The organism is Amycolatopsis sp. NBC_00348 (assembly GCF_036114655.1).
Lineage (GTDB): Bacteria > Actinomycetota > Actinomycetes > Mycobacteriales > Pseudonocardiaceae > Amycolatopsis.
The window spans coordinates 8213566-8229036 of sequence record NZ_CP107994.1; the positions used below are offsets into that span (position 1 = coordinate 8213566).

Sequence of the window (15471 nt, forward strand, 5' to 3'; positions counted from 1 at the left end):
CAGGTACGCACCCACGCGTGCGAGCCTGGTGAACGCGCGGACCGGCGCCATACTCTCGTAGGTCCAATGCTCGGGCTTCCTAGCGTTTTGCCTGTTCAGAGCCCGTTTCTCAGCAACAAATCAGCAACCGCGTCTGACCAAGACGTGGACCTTCGTGCCAGGATGTCGGCGTGAACCGTCAACGCCGACGGTGACCGAGCGCTTCGGAGACCCGAAACGCTGGTCCCCGCCGGTGCAGTCGCTGTGGTCGCCACAAGCGGCCGCCAGAGGCACCGACACCGAGGAGCAACGCCCATGCCGTCCGAACAGTGGACGCACCCGGAGCCTGGAGATGGACCGGCCGCCGTCGCGGCCCAGCCTTCCCCCGAGCAGGTGATCGCCGGATTGCGAGCGACCAGCGAAGGTGGCGCTGAGCTGACTCAGCTGCTCACCCCCGAAGGCGAGCGGGTCCCGTCGCCGCAGTTCGACAAGTACGTCGACGACATCGACGACGAAGCCCTGCGCAACCTGTACCGCGACATGGTGCTCGTCCGCCGCGCGGACCGCGAGGCCAACGCGATGCAGCGCCAGGGCCAGCTCGGCATCTGGGTCCCGCTGCTCGGCCAGGAGGCCGCGCAGATCGGGTCGGGCCGCGCGCTGAAGCAGAACGACATGGCGTTCCCCAGCTACCGCGAGCACGGCGTCGCGTACGCGCGCGGGGTCGACATGAAGGACCTGCTCGGCATCTTCCGCTGCACCGACCACAGCGGCTGGGACTACAAGGCCCACGGCTTCCACCCGTACTGCATCGTCATCGGCAACCAGGTGCTCAACGCCGCCGGCTACGCGATGGGCCAGCGGTTCGAGGGCAAGGTCGGTGACGACGACGGCGAAGCCACGATCTGCTACTTCGGTGACGGCGCGACCTCGCAGGGCGACGTCCACGAGGGCTTCGTCTGGGCCGCGGTCTACGACGCGCCGCTCGTGTTCTTCTGCCAGAACAACCAGTGGGCGATCTCCGAGCCGACCGAGCGCCAGTCGCGCCTGCCGCTCTACCAGCGCGCCCGCGGTTACGGCTTCCCCGGCATCCGCGTCGACGGCAACGACGTCCTGGCCTGCCTCGCGGTGTCCCGCTGGGCGCTCGACGAGTGCCGCCACGGCAACGGCCCGGTCCTGATCGAGGCGTTCACCTACCGGATGGACGCGCACACGACGACCGACGACCCGTCGCGCTACCGGCTCTCCGACGAGCTCGAAGAGTGGAAGCTCAAGGACCCGATCGAGCGCGTCCGGGCGTTCCTGGCCCGCAAGGGCGGCGCCGACCACGACTTCTTCGACCAGGTCCAGGCCGAGGCCGACGCCTTCGCCGCGGACCTGCGCGAGTACACGTTCAACATGCCGGAGCCGCCGCCGGAGCGGATCTTCAGCAACGTCTACGCCGAGGGCAACCCAGTGCTGGACGCGCAGCGCGAAGAGTTCCTGTCTTACCTCGACGGCTTCGCCGCGGCGGGTGAGCACTGATGACCGACCTCCAGAAACTCACCATCGGCAAGGCGCTCAACCTCGGCCTGCGCCGGGCGATGGAAGAGAACCCCAAGGTCCTGATCATGGGCGAGGACGTCGGCAAGCTCGGCGGCGTCTTCCGGATCACCGACGGCCTGCAGAAGGACTTCGGCGAGCAGCGCGTGCTGGACACGCCGCTGTCCGAGTCGGGCATCATCGGCACCGCGGTCGGCCTGGCCGTGCGCGGGTTCCGGCCGGTGTGCGAGATCCAGTTCGAGGGCTTCATCTTCCCCGGGTTCGACCAGATCTCGTCCCAGCTGGCGAAGCTGCACTACCGGACGCAGGGCAAGATCAAGATGCCCGTCGTGATCCGGGTGCCGTTCGGCGGCGGGATCGGCGCGGTCGAGCACCACTCCGAGTCGCCGGAGTCGCTGTTCGCGCACATCCCGGGCCTGAAGGTCGTCTCGATCTCGAACGCCGTCGACGCCTACTGGGGCATCCAGGAAGCGATCAAGTCGGACGACCCGATCCTGTTCTTCGAGCCCAAGCGGCTCTACCACTCGGGCGCGCTGCGCGCGGAGATCGACGTCGCCGGCACGCCGTCGCCGGTGTTCTCCTCGCAGGTCGTGCGCGAGGGCACGACGGCGACGGTCGTCGCGTACGGCCCGACGGTGAAGGTCGCCCTCGACGCGGCCGCCGCGGCCGCGGACGAGGGCAAGTCCCTCGAGGTCATCGACCTGCGCACGCTCTCGCCGCTGGACCTCGGCCCGGTGTTCGAGTCGGTGCGCAAGACCGGCCGGCTGATCGCGCTGTCGGAGGCGCCGTCCGAGTCGTCGCTGACGTCGGAGATCGCCGCGCGCGTCCAGCAGGAGTGCTTCTACTCGCTGGAGGCGCCCGTCCTCCGGGTGACCGGGTTCGACACGCCGTACCCGCCGGCCAAGCTCGAGGAGCACTACCTCCCCGACCTGGACCGGGTGCTGCACACCATCGACCGCTCGCTCGCCTGGTAAGGGGGATTTCCGCGTCATGCCAACGTTCAAGCAGTTCCCCCTGGCCGACACGGCCGAGGGGCTGACCGAAGCCGACATCCTTTCGTGGCACGTCAAGCCGGGCGACACGGTGACGGTCAACCAGATCGTGGTCGAGATCGAGACCGCGAAGGCCGCCGTCGAGCTGCCGATCCCGTGGGCCGGTGTGGTCACGGAGCTGCACGTCGAGCCGGGCCAGACGGTGGAGGTCGGCACACCGATCCTCACCATCGACGTCGACCCGGGCGGCGCGGCGGCTCCGGCTCCGGCCGCTTCTCCGGCCGTCGCTTCGGCTCCGGCCGAGGAAGAGGAGATGAAGCCGCTGGTCGGCTACGGCTCCAAGGCCGTTGTCACGCAGCGACGGGCCCGGAAGGGCGCGGCGCCTGCTCCCGCGGCCGCCGTCGCCGCACCTGCTCCTGTCGCCCCTGCTCCTGTCGCGCCCGCTGCTCCCGCACCGCGCGGCGGTTACGTGCCGCTGGCGAAGCCGCCGGTGCGGAAGCTGGCCAAGGAGCTGGGCGTCGACCTGCACGCGCTGACCGGCACCGCCGACGGCGGCGTCATCACGCGGGACGACGTCCACAAGGCGGCCAACGGCTCGGCCCCGCCCGCCGCGGCCGCGTCCACTGTGGACTCGGGTTACGACCCGGCCACCCGCGAGCGGCGCGTCCCGATCAAGGGCGTCCGCAAGATGACCGCGGCCGCGATGGTGCAGAGCGCGTACACCGCTCCGCACGTCACGGAGTTCCTGACCATCGACGTCACGCCGATGATGGAGTTCCGCGAGAAGCTGAAGAAGTCGCGGGAGTTCGCCGGCGTGAAGGTCACGCCGCTGACGTTCGCGGCGAAAGCCGTGTGCCTGGCGGCGAAGCGCACGCCGGACATCAACGCGGTGTGGGACGAGGCGGCGCAGGAGATCGTCTACAAGGACTACGTGCACCTCGGGATCGCGGCGGCGACGCCCCGCGGCCTGATCGTGCCGAAGGTCCGCGACGCCGATTCGCTGTCGCTGAAGGAGCTCGCGGGCGCGCTGACCGCCTTGACGGAGGTCGCCCGCCAGGGCAAGACGTCCCCGGCGGACATGGCGAACGGCACGATCACGATCACCAACGTGGGCGTGTTCGGCGTCGACACCGGCACGCCGATCATCAACCCGGGTGAGTCCGCGATCCTGTGCCTCGGCGCGATCAAGGACCAGCCGTGGGTGGTGGACGGCGAGATCAAGGTCCGCAAGGTGCTGCAGCTGTCGCTGAGCTTCGACCACCGCGTGGTCGACGGCCAGCAGGGCTCGGAGTTCCTGGCCGACGTCGGCGCGCTGCTGGCCGACCCGGCCATGGCGATGACCTACTGATCGTCCGTGAAGGCCTCCTTACCGGCTCTTACGGCCGGTAAGGAGGCCTTCACGGCTCTCGGACGACGAACTTCCCGGCGTCGAGGTCGACGCGGGTGCGCGGCGGGGCGCCGTCGGCCTCGTCGTCGACCAGCATCAGCTGGACCTGGCGTTGCTCGAGGTCGTGGTGCTTCGTGCCGCCGAGCAGCGCTTCGACCTCCTCGGTCGCGGCCACGCTCGCCACCCGCTGGCCGTCGCCGCGGCGGTGCCACGGGAGGAACCGGCGGCCCCAGACCTCGAGCACAGCCAGCAGGAACAGCAGCACGAGCAGCATCGGGAACGCCATCGCCCAGACCACACCCATGAGAGCCAACTTATACTCGCTTGACGGAGTGAGCACTCACTCCGCACACTGGTGCCATGACACCAGCACCCGAAACCCGGCGTAGAGCGCCGGGCATGAGCGCCGAAGCCCGGCGCAGCATGATCGTGCACGCGGTGCTGCCCCTGCTGATGGAGCACGGGGCCACCGTCACCACGAGCCAGATCGCCCGCGCCGCCGGCATCGGCGAGGGCACCATCTTCCGCGCGTTCAAGGACAAGGACGAGCTGTTCGACGCCTGCACAGCCGAGGCCCTGCGTCCCGACCACGTCCTCGACGCCATCGCCGAAATCCCCGTCGACCAGCCGCTCGAAGACCGGCTCGTCGAAGCCGCCGAAGCGCTCGGCGCTCACCTCGAGCGGATGGGCGCGCTGATGGGCGCCCTCCACGCGTCCGGCCGGATCAAGCACCGCGACCCCGAGCAGCGCCTGCGTGGCAGCTGGAAGGGCGGCCGCCGGGAGTCGATGGCCGCCATGCGCGGCGCGATGACCGAGCTGTTCGAGCCCGAGAAGGACCGGCTGCGGCTGTCGCCCGAGCACCTCGCCGCGCTGTTCCTCACCATGCTGTTCGGCGGCCGCCGAATGGCCCCGGACGACGACGCGCCCACCACGCGCCAGGTGGTCGATCTGTTCCTGCACGGCGCGTTGGAGGCTGAATGATCCCGGGTGGTGGGGGTGGGATGGAGTTCGCGATCGCCCGGCGCGGCCGGCGGCGAGCCATCTCGACGGTCCCGGACAGCGGGCTGACCGGCCCGGTCGACATCCCGGAGCCGAAACAGGACGACCAGCCGAAGGACTGGCGTTCCCGGCTGAAACGCGCGAAGACGTCGGTCTCGGGCACGGTCCGCGGCCTGCCGAAGGTCGTGAAGCTGACCTGGCAGGCGAGCCCGATCCTGACCATCCTGCTGGCGCTGATCACGCTGCTGTCAGGCCTGCTGCCGACGGCCACCGCGTACATCGCGAAGCTGCTGCTCGACTCGGTCGTAGCGGCGATCCAGCACCGCGGCACCACGATGGACATCGTCAACGTCGCGTTGTTCCAGTTCGGCGTGCTCGTCGCGACCGCGGTCAGCAGCGCGGTGACGTCGATCGCGCAGACCTTGCTGCAGGAGCGGATGACCCTGACCATCCGCCACCAGGTGATGGCGCACGCCAGCGAGCTGCACCTGGCGTACTTCGAGGGCTCGGCGTCCTACGACATGCTGCGCCAGGCCGCGCAGGAAGCGCCGACGCGCCCGCTGTCGATGATGAACTCCGCGCTGGGGCTCGTGCGGACGCTGATCACGTTCGGCAGCATGATCGCGCTGCTCGTGGCCGTCAGCCCGCTGCTGGCGCTGGTCGCGCTGCTCGCGCCGATCCCGGCGTTCATCTCGCAGTCGAAGTACGGCTCGCGCGCGTTCTGGCTCACCTTCCTGATGTCGCCGATCAAGCGCCGGATGGACTACCTGTCCTCGCTGGTCACGACGGACACCTACGCCAAGGAGACGAAGCTGTTCGGGCTCGGCCCGTACTTCGTCGACCGGTTCCGCCGGCTCGGCGTCGTCTCCTACGAGCGGCAGCGGAAGCTGACGATCAACCGCAACATCAGCTCGACGTCCTGGGGCCTGCTGAGCACGTTCGTGGGCTCGGCGATCGCGTTGTACATCGCGCTGGAGGCCGTCGGCGGCCGGCTCACGCTCGGTGACCTGGCGCTGTACACGGCCGCGGCGACGTCCGTGCAGACGTCGGTGTCCGGGCTGTTCACGGCGTTTTCCGGGATGTACGAGAACAACCTCTACCTCGACACGCTCTACCGCTTCCTGGGCACGAAACCGGAGATCACGGCGCCCGAGGAGCCGCGGCCCATGCCGTCCACAGTGGAGGGTCACATCGAGTTCGACTCGGTGACCTTCGCTTACCCGGGCGCGGAGGAGCCGGCGCTCGACGGCGTCAGCTTCGAGATCCGCCCGGGCGAAACAGTCGCTGTCGTGGGCCGCAACGGCGCGGGCAAGTCGACGCTGTTCAAGCTGCTCTGCCGGCTCTACGACCCGACCGGCGGCCGGATCCGCCTCGACGGCGTCGACATCCGCGAGTACGACCCGGACGAGCTGCGGACGCGGATCAGCGCGATGTTCCAGGACTACGTGACCTACCAGGGCACGGCGGCGGAGAACATCGGCCTCGGCGACCAGACCCGGCTCGAGGACCGGCCCCACATCGAGGACTCGGCCCGCCGAGCCGGGGCCGACGAGCGCATCGAGCGGCTGCCGAACGGCTACGAAACCCCGCTCGGCCGCTGGTTCGACCAGGGCGTCAGCTTGTCCGGTGGCGAGTGGCAGAAGATCGCACTGGCGCGGGCGTTCCAGCGCGAGGCGCCGATCCTGATCCTCGACGAGCCGACGTCGGCCCTGGACGCGCAGGCGGAGCACGACCTGTTCGCGCGCCTGCGCGAACTGTCCGAGGGCCGCACGACGCTGTACATCTCGCACCGGTTCTCGACCGTGCGCCAGGCGGAGCGGATCCTGTTGCTGGAGCACGGAAAGGTCGCCGAGTACGGCACGCACGAGCAGCTGATGGCGGCGAAGGCGGGCTACGCGGACCTGTTCACGCTCCAGGCGCAGGCGTACCTGGACGAGATTCCGAGCTAGGGCACGAGAAGGACCTTGCCGACGCCTTCGCGGCTCTCGACCCGGGCGTGCGCCTCGACGACGTCGTCGAGCGCGTACGTCCGGTCGATCACGGGTGTCAGCGTGCCGTCGCCGACGAGGCCCAGCGCCTCGCCGGTGGCGGCGCCGGCGTCCTTGCCGTAGGCGTCCGGCCCACCGAAACCGATCAGCGTGAGCCCACGCGGGATGAGGTCGGCGACCGTGATCACCGGAAACTCGCCGCTGAGCAGGCCGTACGCGAGAACACGCCCACGCGGCACGATCTTCGGCAGTACTTCGGCCGCCCGCGGCCCGCCGATCGACTCGAAGACGACGTCGATCCCGTCGGGGACCTGGGTTCGCCAGTCCGGATCGTCGTGGTCGAGCACGACGTCGGCGCCCTTCACGCTCTTCCCCGCACCCGCGGTCGCGACGACCCGCGCGCCCGCGTCCTTCGCCAGCCGCGTCAGGTAACCGCCGATCGACCCGGACGCGGCTTCGACCAGCACGGTCTCGCCGTCGCCGACGTCCGCCGTGCGAAACAGGACGAGCGCCACCGACGCGGGCACAGCGGCGGCGACCGCGCTTTCCGCGGAGACGTGCTCGGGAACCAGGGTGTACCTGCCGGAGGCGACGACTTCGGCGTAGGCACCACCGACGTAGGACATGCTGACAACGCGTTTGCCGATCAATTCCGGATCGTCAGCCTCGACGACAACGCCCGCGGCCTCGTGCCCGAAGATCGCGGACTCCCCACCGGACAGCATCCCGGCCCGCAGCTGGGTTTCGTAGAACGGCACCGAGATCGCCTCGACGCGGATCAGCACCTCGCCTTCACGGCGCGCGGGCTCAGGTCGTTCCTCGACCTTCAGCACTTCAGGACCACCCGTGCCGTGCTGCACCACTGCTCGCATGTTGCTTCTCCCCAGTAACTGGACCATCGGTCAACTTACGGTCGCCTACTATATGGACCGCCAGTCAACTTGTCGAGGAGCATGTATGGAACGCGCCGACGCGGCCCGCAACCGCCGCGCGATCCTGCGCGCGACCGAGGAACTGCTGGCCACCCAAGGCTTGGAGCACGTCTCGATGGACCGCGTCGCACAGGCGGCCGGCGTCGGCAAGGGCACGGTGTTCCACCGCTTCGGCAACCGCGAAGGCCTGATGCGCGCGGTGGTGGAGGAGCGAGTCCGAGCACTGTCCACGGCCCTTTCCGACGGCCCGCCCCCGCTCGGCCCGGGCGCCCCACCGGCGTCGAGGCTGGCGGCGTTCTTCGACGCGGTGGTCGACTTGGCGACGAAGAACGTCACGGTGATGGCGGCGTTCGAGCAGGCCTCGACGGACCGCCTGAACAGCCCGATCTACCTGTCGTGGCACGCACACGTGGCAAGCTTGCTCACCGCGGCGGCCCCGTCGCTGGACGCGGACCTGATCGCGCACCTGCTACTGGGCTCGCTGCACAGCGACCTGATGCTCCACCTGCTGCGCACCGGGGAATCCCACCGCTTGGCGCTGGGGTTGCGATCAATGATCGAGACGCTGCTGCGCTGACCGCCGGACGCACCGCTCGGGGATTTGGTGCCGCTGCGCAACTCGACGTTGCGGAGGTTCAACCAGGCGGGCGGGCGTTCTCGAACCGCAGAGGACGTCTGCGTAGTCTCGCGCTCGGCCTTCTCGACGGCGAGAGCGTGCTCGTTCTCGGTCGCCCGCTGCTTGCGGTAGTTGACGGCCAGCAGCACGACCCCCGCCGAACCCGGCAACCACGGAGAGGGCGATCTTCAGCAGGTCGAGCACCTGGGTGACGTCGAAGACAGCGTCGTTCGGCAGGTGCGGCCAGCCGAGGAACCACAGCAACCCGCAGGCGGTCACGCCCGCGACGACGATCCCGATGAACAGCCACGCGAGAACGGACATCGCAATGCACCCTGACCTGCGGAAACTTGAGCCGAGACCGTCGCCGTCCCGCGCTGATCGCGACCGCGGCAAGCACGGCGAGCGCGATCAGGAGCCAGCGAGCCAGTCGGACACGATCGGTGAGACTAGCCGGTGGCCCGCGGGCCCGGGAGCAAATCGGACAGCTCGTTCGTTGTCCCGGTATGGCTGTCGCGTTCCTGCTCTACGTCTTCGCCGAGATCGCCGCGATCTGGGCGGTCGGCTCGGCCGTCGGCGTGCTCGGCACGCTGGGCCTCCTCCTGGCCGGCGCCTTCATCGGCTCCTGGCTGGCCCGCCGCGAAGGCGCCAAGGCGATGCGCGCGTTCATCGAGACATCCCGAGCCGGGCGTTCGGCAGAGAAGGAACTGACCGACGGCATGCTCGTCGGCCTGGGCGGGGTGTTGATCCTGATCCCGGGGTTCGTGAGTGACGTCCTGGGGTTGCTGTTGATGCTGCCGCCATCACGCGCGGTGGCCCGTCGGCTGTGGCTGAAGCGGATGGAGAAGCGAGCGCTGAAGTTCGCCAACCAACGCCGCGGGCCGGTGATGGTGGTGGACAGCGAAGTGGTGCCGCCTTCGTCGTCGTCTTCGGAGGAGAAGCCGCACCCGGTGATCGAAGGCCGCGTCATCGAGGGTTGATCACGAGTGCGTCTTGCGGTGGTACTCAAGAAACTCATCACCGACCTTGTGCACGTCGAGTTCGTTCAACGATCCTGCCGGCTTGCCGTCACGAACCACAGTCCGGTCCGTGTCGATGACGATGGCACCGCGATCGAACTGGACATGGCAGTTGGCGCACAAGCAGAGCACATTGGGCAGCACATCGGGACCGCGGTGAAGGCCGCCCAGCGCCTGAATGTGTGCACCTTCTGAATATCCTTCGCCGTTGCCGAGGGACAAGCGAGTACTGCAGATCTGACACGTGTGATCATGGATCTTCTTCACGTACTCCACGACCTTGGTCGAGCGAACAATGCGCTGCGCAGTAACCGGCTTGCGACCTGGCGCCGCATTCCCCACCGGCACCGTGGGGTGATGGGGTGCCGCGGGCAGGAGGTAGTCCCCGACACCAAAAGTCACGTCGGCGGCCCGACTCACCTTGACCATCTGGAATCGGCAGATCTGGAATCCACCTTGGCCCGGGACGATCGCCGCATCTTCGACTCGGAACAGCCCGTCGTAGCGATACCCCTGGTCAGGTGCATGAGGCGACTTCGGGTCTGGGCCGCGTACGACTCGAACCGGGTCGCCCGTGAGCCAACTCGTTCGCAGGGCCGCGTTGCCCGAGGCGGCGAACGACTGGTTCTCGATTTGTCGACCACGATCGTCTCGACCGCCGTGCCCGGTGTAGATCAGTTCATCGCCTCGATCATCGTCGTCCTCGTAGCCGCCGGAAGAGACGATCGACTCAGCTCCAGACTTCCCTGTCCCGACGATGCCTGCTTGTAGCGCACGATGCACCTTGCTCGCGGACACCTCCGCCCGGTTCTTGAACGTGGTGCCTTCCGGGTAGTTCGACAGCTCGCCGAAACCATCAGCAGCGTCAGGCATCAGCTCGAGGTCGCGGAAATCGAATCCGAGGTCAGTTAGGCGGGCACCCACTGTCCTGACCCCGCCGCTGAAGTCTTTCGCCGCAAGCGCCCTGCCAGTAGCAACGCCATGGGCGGCACCGATCAGCGCCTTCGAGTCGTACTCCCTGCCCTCATAGTGGACGACGTACTGGCGAGCTTCCTTGAAGCCGTACTTGCTCAAGAACGCCCCTTGGCCAAGTTCATCGAACTCTGCGATGGCTTTGAGGACGTGCTCCCGGTCAACATCGGCAAGACTCATGAGGACCACTCTAAAGCGGGGCACCGACAGTTTGGTGTCACCCGCGTGCGACAGCTAGTCCACCGTGGGCCGCGGGATGTCGAAGTAGCTTGAGAACCTCACCGCCGGGGCGTACTCGCCTTTCACCTTCACTCGGCCCGTCACGAACATTGCTGCTACCGCTGCGTTGCCCGTGGCCATGCGGATGAAGTCGTCCACCGAGAGGGTGATCGTGGTGTCCGGGCTGCGGGACAGGTCTGTGCTGGAAACGCACACGCCGTCCTCGATCACTGTCTGGAAGCGGTCGTAGCCGTCCTCGCCGGCGCCGTCGGAAAAGCGCCAAGAAACTACGAAGTCCACGTGACGAGCGCGGGAAGGGAGAAAGTGTTCCGACATTCTGCGGAATATCTCGTCCAGGAAGACCGAGCGGAGTTCCGGGTGGTCGGCGATGGCCTTCAGCTGGTCGCGGGATGCTCGGCGGACCACGTCGACCAGGACGTCTGTCGACAGTGAACTCAGCTCGATGCCCGCGCCCGCGTTTCCCAGCATGTGCAGGGTTTCCAGGACCTGGATGAACTGGCCGGCCGTCAGGTTGCCGATGACCAGCTTCTCGGCGAAGCCGTTGATCGCGTGGCTCGCCCGGATGCGGACCGGGCGGCGGGAAGCGCGCAGGCGGGATCGCCAGGGGCGGTCTTCCGCATTTCGGGGCACGGCCGAAAGTGTATCCGGTCAGGCGGGTTTCGGAAGATCGAAGAATCCGATCAGGCCGGCGGCAAAGGCGAGGTCACCTTTGACTTTGATTTTTCCCGTGACGAACAACACTGCGGGTGTCGCCTGGTGGGTGATGAGCCGGAAGAAGTCCACCGGGGCGATCGTGATCGTGACGCGGGGGCGTTCGCGCATCTCGCGACTGACCGTGCACGAGCCGCGGGAGATGACCGTCTCGTAGCGGTCGTAGCCGCCGTCGCCGGTTCCGCCTGCCATGCGCCAGTGGACGACCGCGTGCAGGTCGCGGGCGCGGTCGGGACGGATGTGGGCACCCATCCGGGCGAAGATCTCGTCCAGTACGCGCTCGCGCAGTGGCCGCTCGGCGACGACGCTTTCGAGCTGGGCGCGCGAAGCGGCGGCGACCAGCGACGCGAAGCGCGCCGGGTCGACCTTGCTCAGGTCGAACGCGGGGGCGCGCTCGGCCAGGCGCAGCAGGGCGTTCAGGAGCCGGCGGAAGTCGTCCTTGCCGAGATCGCGGGGGTTGACCGCGTCGGCGAGGGTGTTGACGTCGAAGGCGTGCGCCTCGGGGCCGAGCGGGTCGAGCCGTTCCAGGGTGTCGAGCAACGCCGCCCCGCGGAGGCCGACGATCTGATCGGCGCTGGTCATCCCGGCATTGTCGGCCATGGTCACTCCCTCTCCAGTTACCCGAGCGTAAGGCTACCCGCCAGTAGGTAGGCGGGCAAGCGTGCCGAAATCACCCCACCGGGTCAACGCCCGGTACCGTCTCCGGTCAGTAACAGGGAGGTCCAGCGTGTCAGAGGATGATCAGCGTCCGCCCGAACGGGCTCGGCGGCTGCCCCGTGCGGTGCGCGAGCGCCAGATCCTGGACGCCGCCGTCCAGGTCTTCTCGCGCCACGGGTACCACGCGGCGTCGATGGACGAGATCTCCGACGTCGCCGGCGTCTCGAAGCCGATGATCTACACCTACCTCGGCTCGAAGGAGGACCTGTTCGGCGCGTGCATCCGCCGCGAGGCGACGCGGCTGCTGGAGGCCATCCAGGCCGGTGTGAAGCCCGACCTGCCGCCGGACATGCAGCTGTGGCACGGCCTGCGGTCGTTCTACCGGTTCGTCGCGGAGTACCGCGAGTCGTGGACGGTGCTGCACCGCCAGGCCCTGACGGTCGGCGGCGCGTTCGCGGCGGAGGTCACCGACATGCGGGCCCGCGCGATCCAGCTGGTCGCGGCGCTCGTCGTGTCCGCCGGCACCCGCAAGGGCGTTGGCGAGCAGGCCGAGTTCTCCGGCGAAGGCCTGTCCGCGGCCCTGGTCGGGGCGGCCGAGTCGCTGGCCGACTGGGCCCTCGACCACCCCGACATCTCGGACGGCGTCCTGGCGTCCTGGCTGATGAACCTCGTCTGGCTCGGCTTCAACGACCTCATCGAGGGCGAGGTCTGGAAGCCGTCGGAGTGACGGCCGCAGCGTTCGTTGTCTCGATCTGCGCGCTGGCGTTCACGGTCATCTCGTTCTGGTGGTTGAACGCACGGACAGGACGGCTGAGGTCTTTCGCACCTCAGACATTCTCCGGATCCAACACGCCTGACCGGGCGATCATCTTGCTCCCACTCGTCTTGCAGAACACCGGAGCCCAATCGATCGTGGTCCAAGATCTGCGACTGGCCGTCTTGGGCGAGCCGAAGCTCGAGCCACTTCGGTGGGCACGAACGCGCAGGCAGCTAAGGCCGAGGAGCGACGAAGAGCCAGACTTTGCGTCGGTCTTCAGCGTCCCGGGCCACCAGGCACACCAACTCTTCGCAGAGTTCGATGCGCGGCATGAACTGGGCAAGATCGACCGCGCGGTCCGGCTGGAGGCGAAGACCGGACACCGACGGAGGTGGGTGGAGCTGGCGACCTTCACCCTCCACCTGTCAGCGATCGTTCATCCAAGCCAGTTCATCACCTATGCGAACACACCGCCGTCAGAGTGAGGTGATCGTGCCGTCCAGGTGGGGCTTCGACTTGCTCCACAGCTCGAACGCCCAGCCCTCCGGCGTGGACCACGACGTGAAGCCCGCCTTGGCCGGCAACAGCACCGGCTGCTTGAAGCGGACGTCGATCGTGAACGCCTCCGGCAGACGTCCTTCGAACGCCGCGAGCGCGTGGGCCTTCGTCCACATGCCGTGGGCGATCGCCTTCGGGAAGCCGAACAGGCGCGCCGTCAGCGGGTGCAGGTGGATCGGGTTGCGGTCGCCCGAGACCTCCGCGTAGCGCCTTCCGATGTCGCCCGGGACTCGCCAGATCGCGTCCGGGGTCGGGGGTGCGAGCTGTTCGCGGCGAGAGGTAGTGCCAGTAGAGCCACTGCGGCGCAGGTACGTGCTGACGTCCGTCCACACCGTCTCGTCGCCTACCTGCGCCTCGCTGATGACGTCGAACTGACGTCCCTTCTCGTGCGCGCGCAGGTTCTCCGCGCGGACGCGCACCGTCAGCGGCTCGCCCAGCCGCAGCGCGCGGTGCTGGGTGACGCGGTTCGCGACGTGGACCATGCCCAGCAGCGGGAACGGGAAGCCCTGCTCGGTCATCAGCGCCATCTGCAGCGGGAACGCCAGCATGTGCGGGTACGTCGCGGGCAGCTCGTCGCTCAGCCGGAAGCCGCACACCGTGTTGTACGCGGCGAGGTGCGCCGGGTCGACGACGACGCCGGTGCGCACCAGCTCCGTGTCCGGCAGCGACGAGCCGGCCGGCTTGCGCAGGACGCCGCCGAGCAGCGCCTTCGGGTACAGCGTCGCCAGGCTCGGCGTGCTGTCGAGTTCGCGGATCGCCACGTCAGGCCCCCAGCAGGGCCTGGCCGCAGACGCGGACCACGTTGCCGTTCACCGCGGCCGACGCCGGGTTCGCGTACCAGGCGATCGTCTCGGCGACGTCCACCGGCAGGCCGCCCTGGCCGAGGCTCGACAGCCGGCGGCCGGCCTCGCGGATGAACAGCGGGACCGCCGCCGTCATCTTCGTCTCGATGAAGCCCGGCGCCACGGCGTTGATCGTGCCGCCGTACGCCGCGAGCTGCGGCGCGCCGACGTTCACCATGCCGATGACACCCGCCTTCGACGTCGCGTAGTTCGTCTGGCCGACGTTGCCGGCGATGCCCGCGATCGACGAGACGCCGATGACGCGGCCGTTCTCGTTCAGGATCTTGTCGGCGAGCAGCTTGTCGTTCACCGCGAGCTGCGACGCGAGGTTGACCGCGATCACCGAGTCCCACGCGCTCTCGCTCATGTTGCCCAGCGTCTTGTCGCGCGTGATGCCCGCGTTGTGCACGACGACGTCGACGCCGCCGTGACGCTCCTTCAGGTACTCCGCGAGCTTCGCGGGCGCGCTCGGCGAAGTGATGTCGAGCTGCAGCGCCGAGCCGCCGATCTTGTTGGCGACCTTCGACAGGTCGGCGCCCTGGGCGGGGATGTCGAGGGCGACGACGTGCGCGCCGTCGCGGGCCAGGACATCGGCGATCGCCGCGCCGATGCCGCGGGACGCGCCGGTGACCAGCGCGACCTTGCCGGTGAGGGGCTTCTCCCAGCTGGCCGGCGCGGTCGCCGTCTTGCCTTCGGCGCCGATCCGGATGACCTGGGCGTCGACGAAGGCCGACTTCGCGGACAGCAGGAAGCGCAGCGTCGACTCCGTCGCGTCTTCGGCGCCTTCGGCGACGTACACGAGCTGAGCGGTCGCGCCGCGCTTCAGCTCTTTACCCACGGAGCGCACGAAGCCTTCGAGAGCGCGCTGCGCGATGCGCTCGCGGCCCTCGACCTGCTCCGGCGGGGTGCCCAGGATGACGACGCGGCCGGACGGGCCGACGCTGCGGATCACCGGGTGGAAGAAGTCGTAGACCTCGCGCAGGCGGCCGGGCTCGGTGACGCCGGTGGCGTCGAAGACCAGCGCCGCATGCCTGTCACCCGAAGTGGTGACGACGGTGATGCCCGCGTCCGCGAGCTGGTCACGGACCTTCTTCTCCAGCCGTCCGCCGGGCGCGGCGCCGAGAAGTGCGGGACCCTCGAGGGCGGGTTGCCCGGGCTGGTACCGGCGCAGGGTGGCGGGGCTGGGCAGGCCGAGCTTCGGCACCACGAACTTCCCCAACGGGGTTTTCGTGAACTGCTGGTACCTGTCAGCCATCGGTTGCCTCCCGTGCAGTCTGCGTCAC

17 protein-coding genes are annotated in these 15471 nt (G+C 68.6%); 9 read left to right on the forward strand and 8 right to left on the reverse strand.

Translation table 11 applies throughout. From position 1 onward, the window contains the following. Positions 1–294: 294 nt before the first annotated feature. From pdhA to OHS58_RS36450, 3 genes are read left to right on the forward strand one after another with little or no spacing between them, the layout of a single operon-like run. On the forward strand, positions 295–1500 hold the full coding sequence (pdhA, locus tag OHS58_RS36440) for a pyruvate dehydrogenase (acetyl-transferring) E1 component subunit alpha (RefSeq protein WP_326945306.1): 1206 nt from the start codon (positions 295–297) through the stop codon (positions 1498–1500). Then, complete coding sequence (locus tag OHS58_RS36445; protein ID WP_326945307.1) at positions 1500–2492, forward strand: alpha-ketoacid dehydrogenase subunit beta; 993 nt, start codon at positions 1500–1502, stop codon at positions 2490–2492. The genes pdhA and OHS58_RS36445 overlap by 1 nt, the downstream gene beginning before the upstream one ends. A gap of 16 nt (positions 2493–2508) precedes the next feature. Next, the gene (locus OHS58_RS36450; RefSeq protein WP_328645456.1) at positions 2509–3858 is read left to right on the forward strand and encodes a dihydrolipoamide acetyltransferase family protein; all 1350 of its coding nucleotides are present in this window, start codon (positions 2509–2511) and stop codon (positions 3856–3858) included. 49 nt (positions 3859–3907) lie between these two features. Here the strand turns inward: OHS58_RS36450 and OHS58_RS36455 are convergent, their stop codons facing one another. Further along, the gene (locus OHS58_RS36455) at positions 3908–4201 is read right to left on the reverse strand and encodes a DUF6191 domain-containing protein (RefSeq protein ID WP_326945310.1); all 294 of its coding nucleotides are present in this window, start codon (positions 4199–4201) and stop codon (positions 3908–3910) included. A 95-nt stretch (positions 4202–4296) separates the two neighbouring features. On the opposite strand from OHS58_RS36455, the gene OHS58_RS36460 reads away from it, so the two are divergent. Then, positions 4297–4878: a TetR/AcrR family transcriptional regulator gene (locus tag OHS58_RS36460; protein WP_247059462.1), complete on the forward strand. Its 582-nt coding sequence runs from the start codon at positions 4297–4299 to the stop codon at positions 4876–4878. A gap of 20 nt (positions 4879–4898) precedes the next feature. Beyond that, complete coding sequence (locus OHS58_RS36465; RefSeq protein ID WP_328645457.1) at positions 4899–6845, forward strand: ABC transporter ATP-binding protein; 1947 nt, start codon at positions 4899–4901, stop codon at positions 6843–6845. Here the strand turns inward: OHS58_RS36465 and OHS58_RS36470 are convergent. After that, a complete protein-coding gene (locus OHS58_RS36470; RefSeq protein WP_328645458.1) occupies positions 6842–7756 on the reverse strand; it encodes a quinone oxidoreductase family protein in 915 nt (304 codons plus the stop codon). The two genes, OHS58_RS36465 and OHS58_RS36470, sit on opposite strands and share 4 nt — an antisense overlap. A gap of 85 nt (positions 7757–7841) precedes the next feature. On the opposite strand from OHS58_RS36470, the gene OHS58_RS36475 reads away from it, so the two are divergent. Continuing rightward, positions 7842–8393: a TetR/AcrR family transcriptional regulator gene (locus OHS58_RS36475; RefSeq protein WP_328645459.1), complete on the forward strand. Its 552-nt coding sequence runs from the start codon at positions 7842–7844 to the stop codon at positions 8391–8393. On the opposite strand, the gene OHS58_RS36480 is transcribed toward OHS58_RS36475, so the two are convergent. Continuing rightward, entirely contained in the window at positions 8367–8756 is a 390-nt protein-coding gene (locus tag OHS58_RS36480; protein ID WP_328645460.1) for a hypothetical protein, read from the reverse strand. The two genes, OHS58_RS36475 and OHS58_RS36480, sit on opposite strands and share 27 nt — an antisense overlap. A 182-nt stretch (positions 8757–8938) precedes the next feature. Here OHS58_RS36480 and OHS58_RS36485 point away from each other — a divergent pair, with 182 nt between their 5' ends. Next, complete coding sequence (locus OHS58_RS36485; protein ID WP_326945316.1) at positions 8939–9412, forward strand: FxsA family protein; 474 nt, start codon at positions 8939–8941, stop codon at positions 9410–9412. On the opposite strand, the gene OHS58_RS36490 is transcribed toward OHS58_RS36485, so the two are convergent. The 3 genes from OHS58_RS36490 to OHS58_RS36500 all read right to left on the reverse strand — a co-directional run bounded on the left by OHS58_RS36490 (position 9413) and on the right by OHS58_RS36500 (position 11974). Continuing rightward, positions 9413–10603, reverse strand: coding sequence for a YDG/SRA domain-containing protein (locus OHS58_RS36490; RefSeq protein WP_328645461.1), 1191 nt, complete (start codon positions 10601–10603; stop codon positions 9413–9415). Positions 10604–10657: 54 nt separating this feature from the next. Next, complete coding sequence (locus tag OHS58_RS36495) at positions 10658–11209, reverse strand: SCP2 sterol-binding domain-containing protein (RefSeq protein WP_328649914.1); 552 nt, start codon at positions 11207–11209, stop codon at positions 10658–10660. 102 nt (positions 11210–11311) lie between these two features. Continuing rightward, on the reverse strand, positions 11312–11974 hold the full coding sequence (locus OHS58_RS36500; RefSeq protein WP_328649915.1) for an SCP2 sterol-binding domain-containing protein: 663 nt from the start codon (positions 11972–11974) through the stop codon (positions 11312–11314). Positions 11975–12101: 127 nt separating this feature from the next. On the opposite strand from OHS58_RS36500, the gene OHS58_RS36505 reads away from it, so the two are divergent. Together OHS58_RS36505 and OHS58_RS36510 are read left to right on the forward strand one after the other, a co-directional pair. Next, the gene (locus tag OHS58_RS36505) at positions 12102–12758 is read left to right on the forward strand and encodes a TetR/AcrR family transcriptional regulator (RefSeq protein ID WP_247059480.1); all 657 of its coding nucleotides are present in this window, start codon (positions 12102–12104) and stop codon (positions 12756–12758) included. Next, entirely contained in the window at positions 12755–13273 is a 519-nt protein-coding gene (locus OHS58_RS36510) for a hypothetical protein (RefSeq protein WP_328645462.1), read from the forward strand. The genes OHS58_RS36505 and OHS58_RS36510 overlap by 4 nt, the downstream gene beginning before the upstream one ends. Here OHS58_RS36510 and OHS58_RS36515 read toward each other — a convergent pair. Both OHS58_RS36515 and OHS58_RS36520 read right to left on the reverse strand, forming a co-directional pair. Continuing rightward, positions 13265–14107 carry a MaoC family dehydratase gene (locus OHS58_RS36515; protein ID WP_328645463.1) on the reverse strand — a complete coding sequence of 281 codons (843 nt, stop codon included), beginning with the start codon at positions 14105–14107 and terminating at the stop codon, positions 13265–13267. The genes OHS58_RS36510 and OHS58_RS36515 overlap by 9 nt on opposite strands. Before the next feature lies 1 nt (position 14108). Continuing rightward, positions 14109–15443, reverse strand: a complete 1335-nt coding sequence (locus OHS58_RS36520) for a 3-oxoacyl-ACP reductase (protein ID WP_328645464.1) — start codon at positions 15441–15443, stop codon at positions 14109–14111. Positions 15444–15471 lie beyond the last annotated feature (28 nt).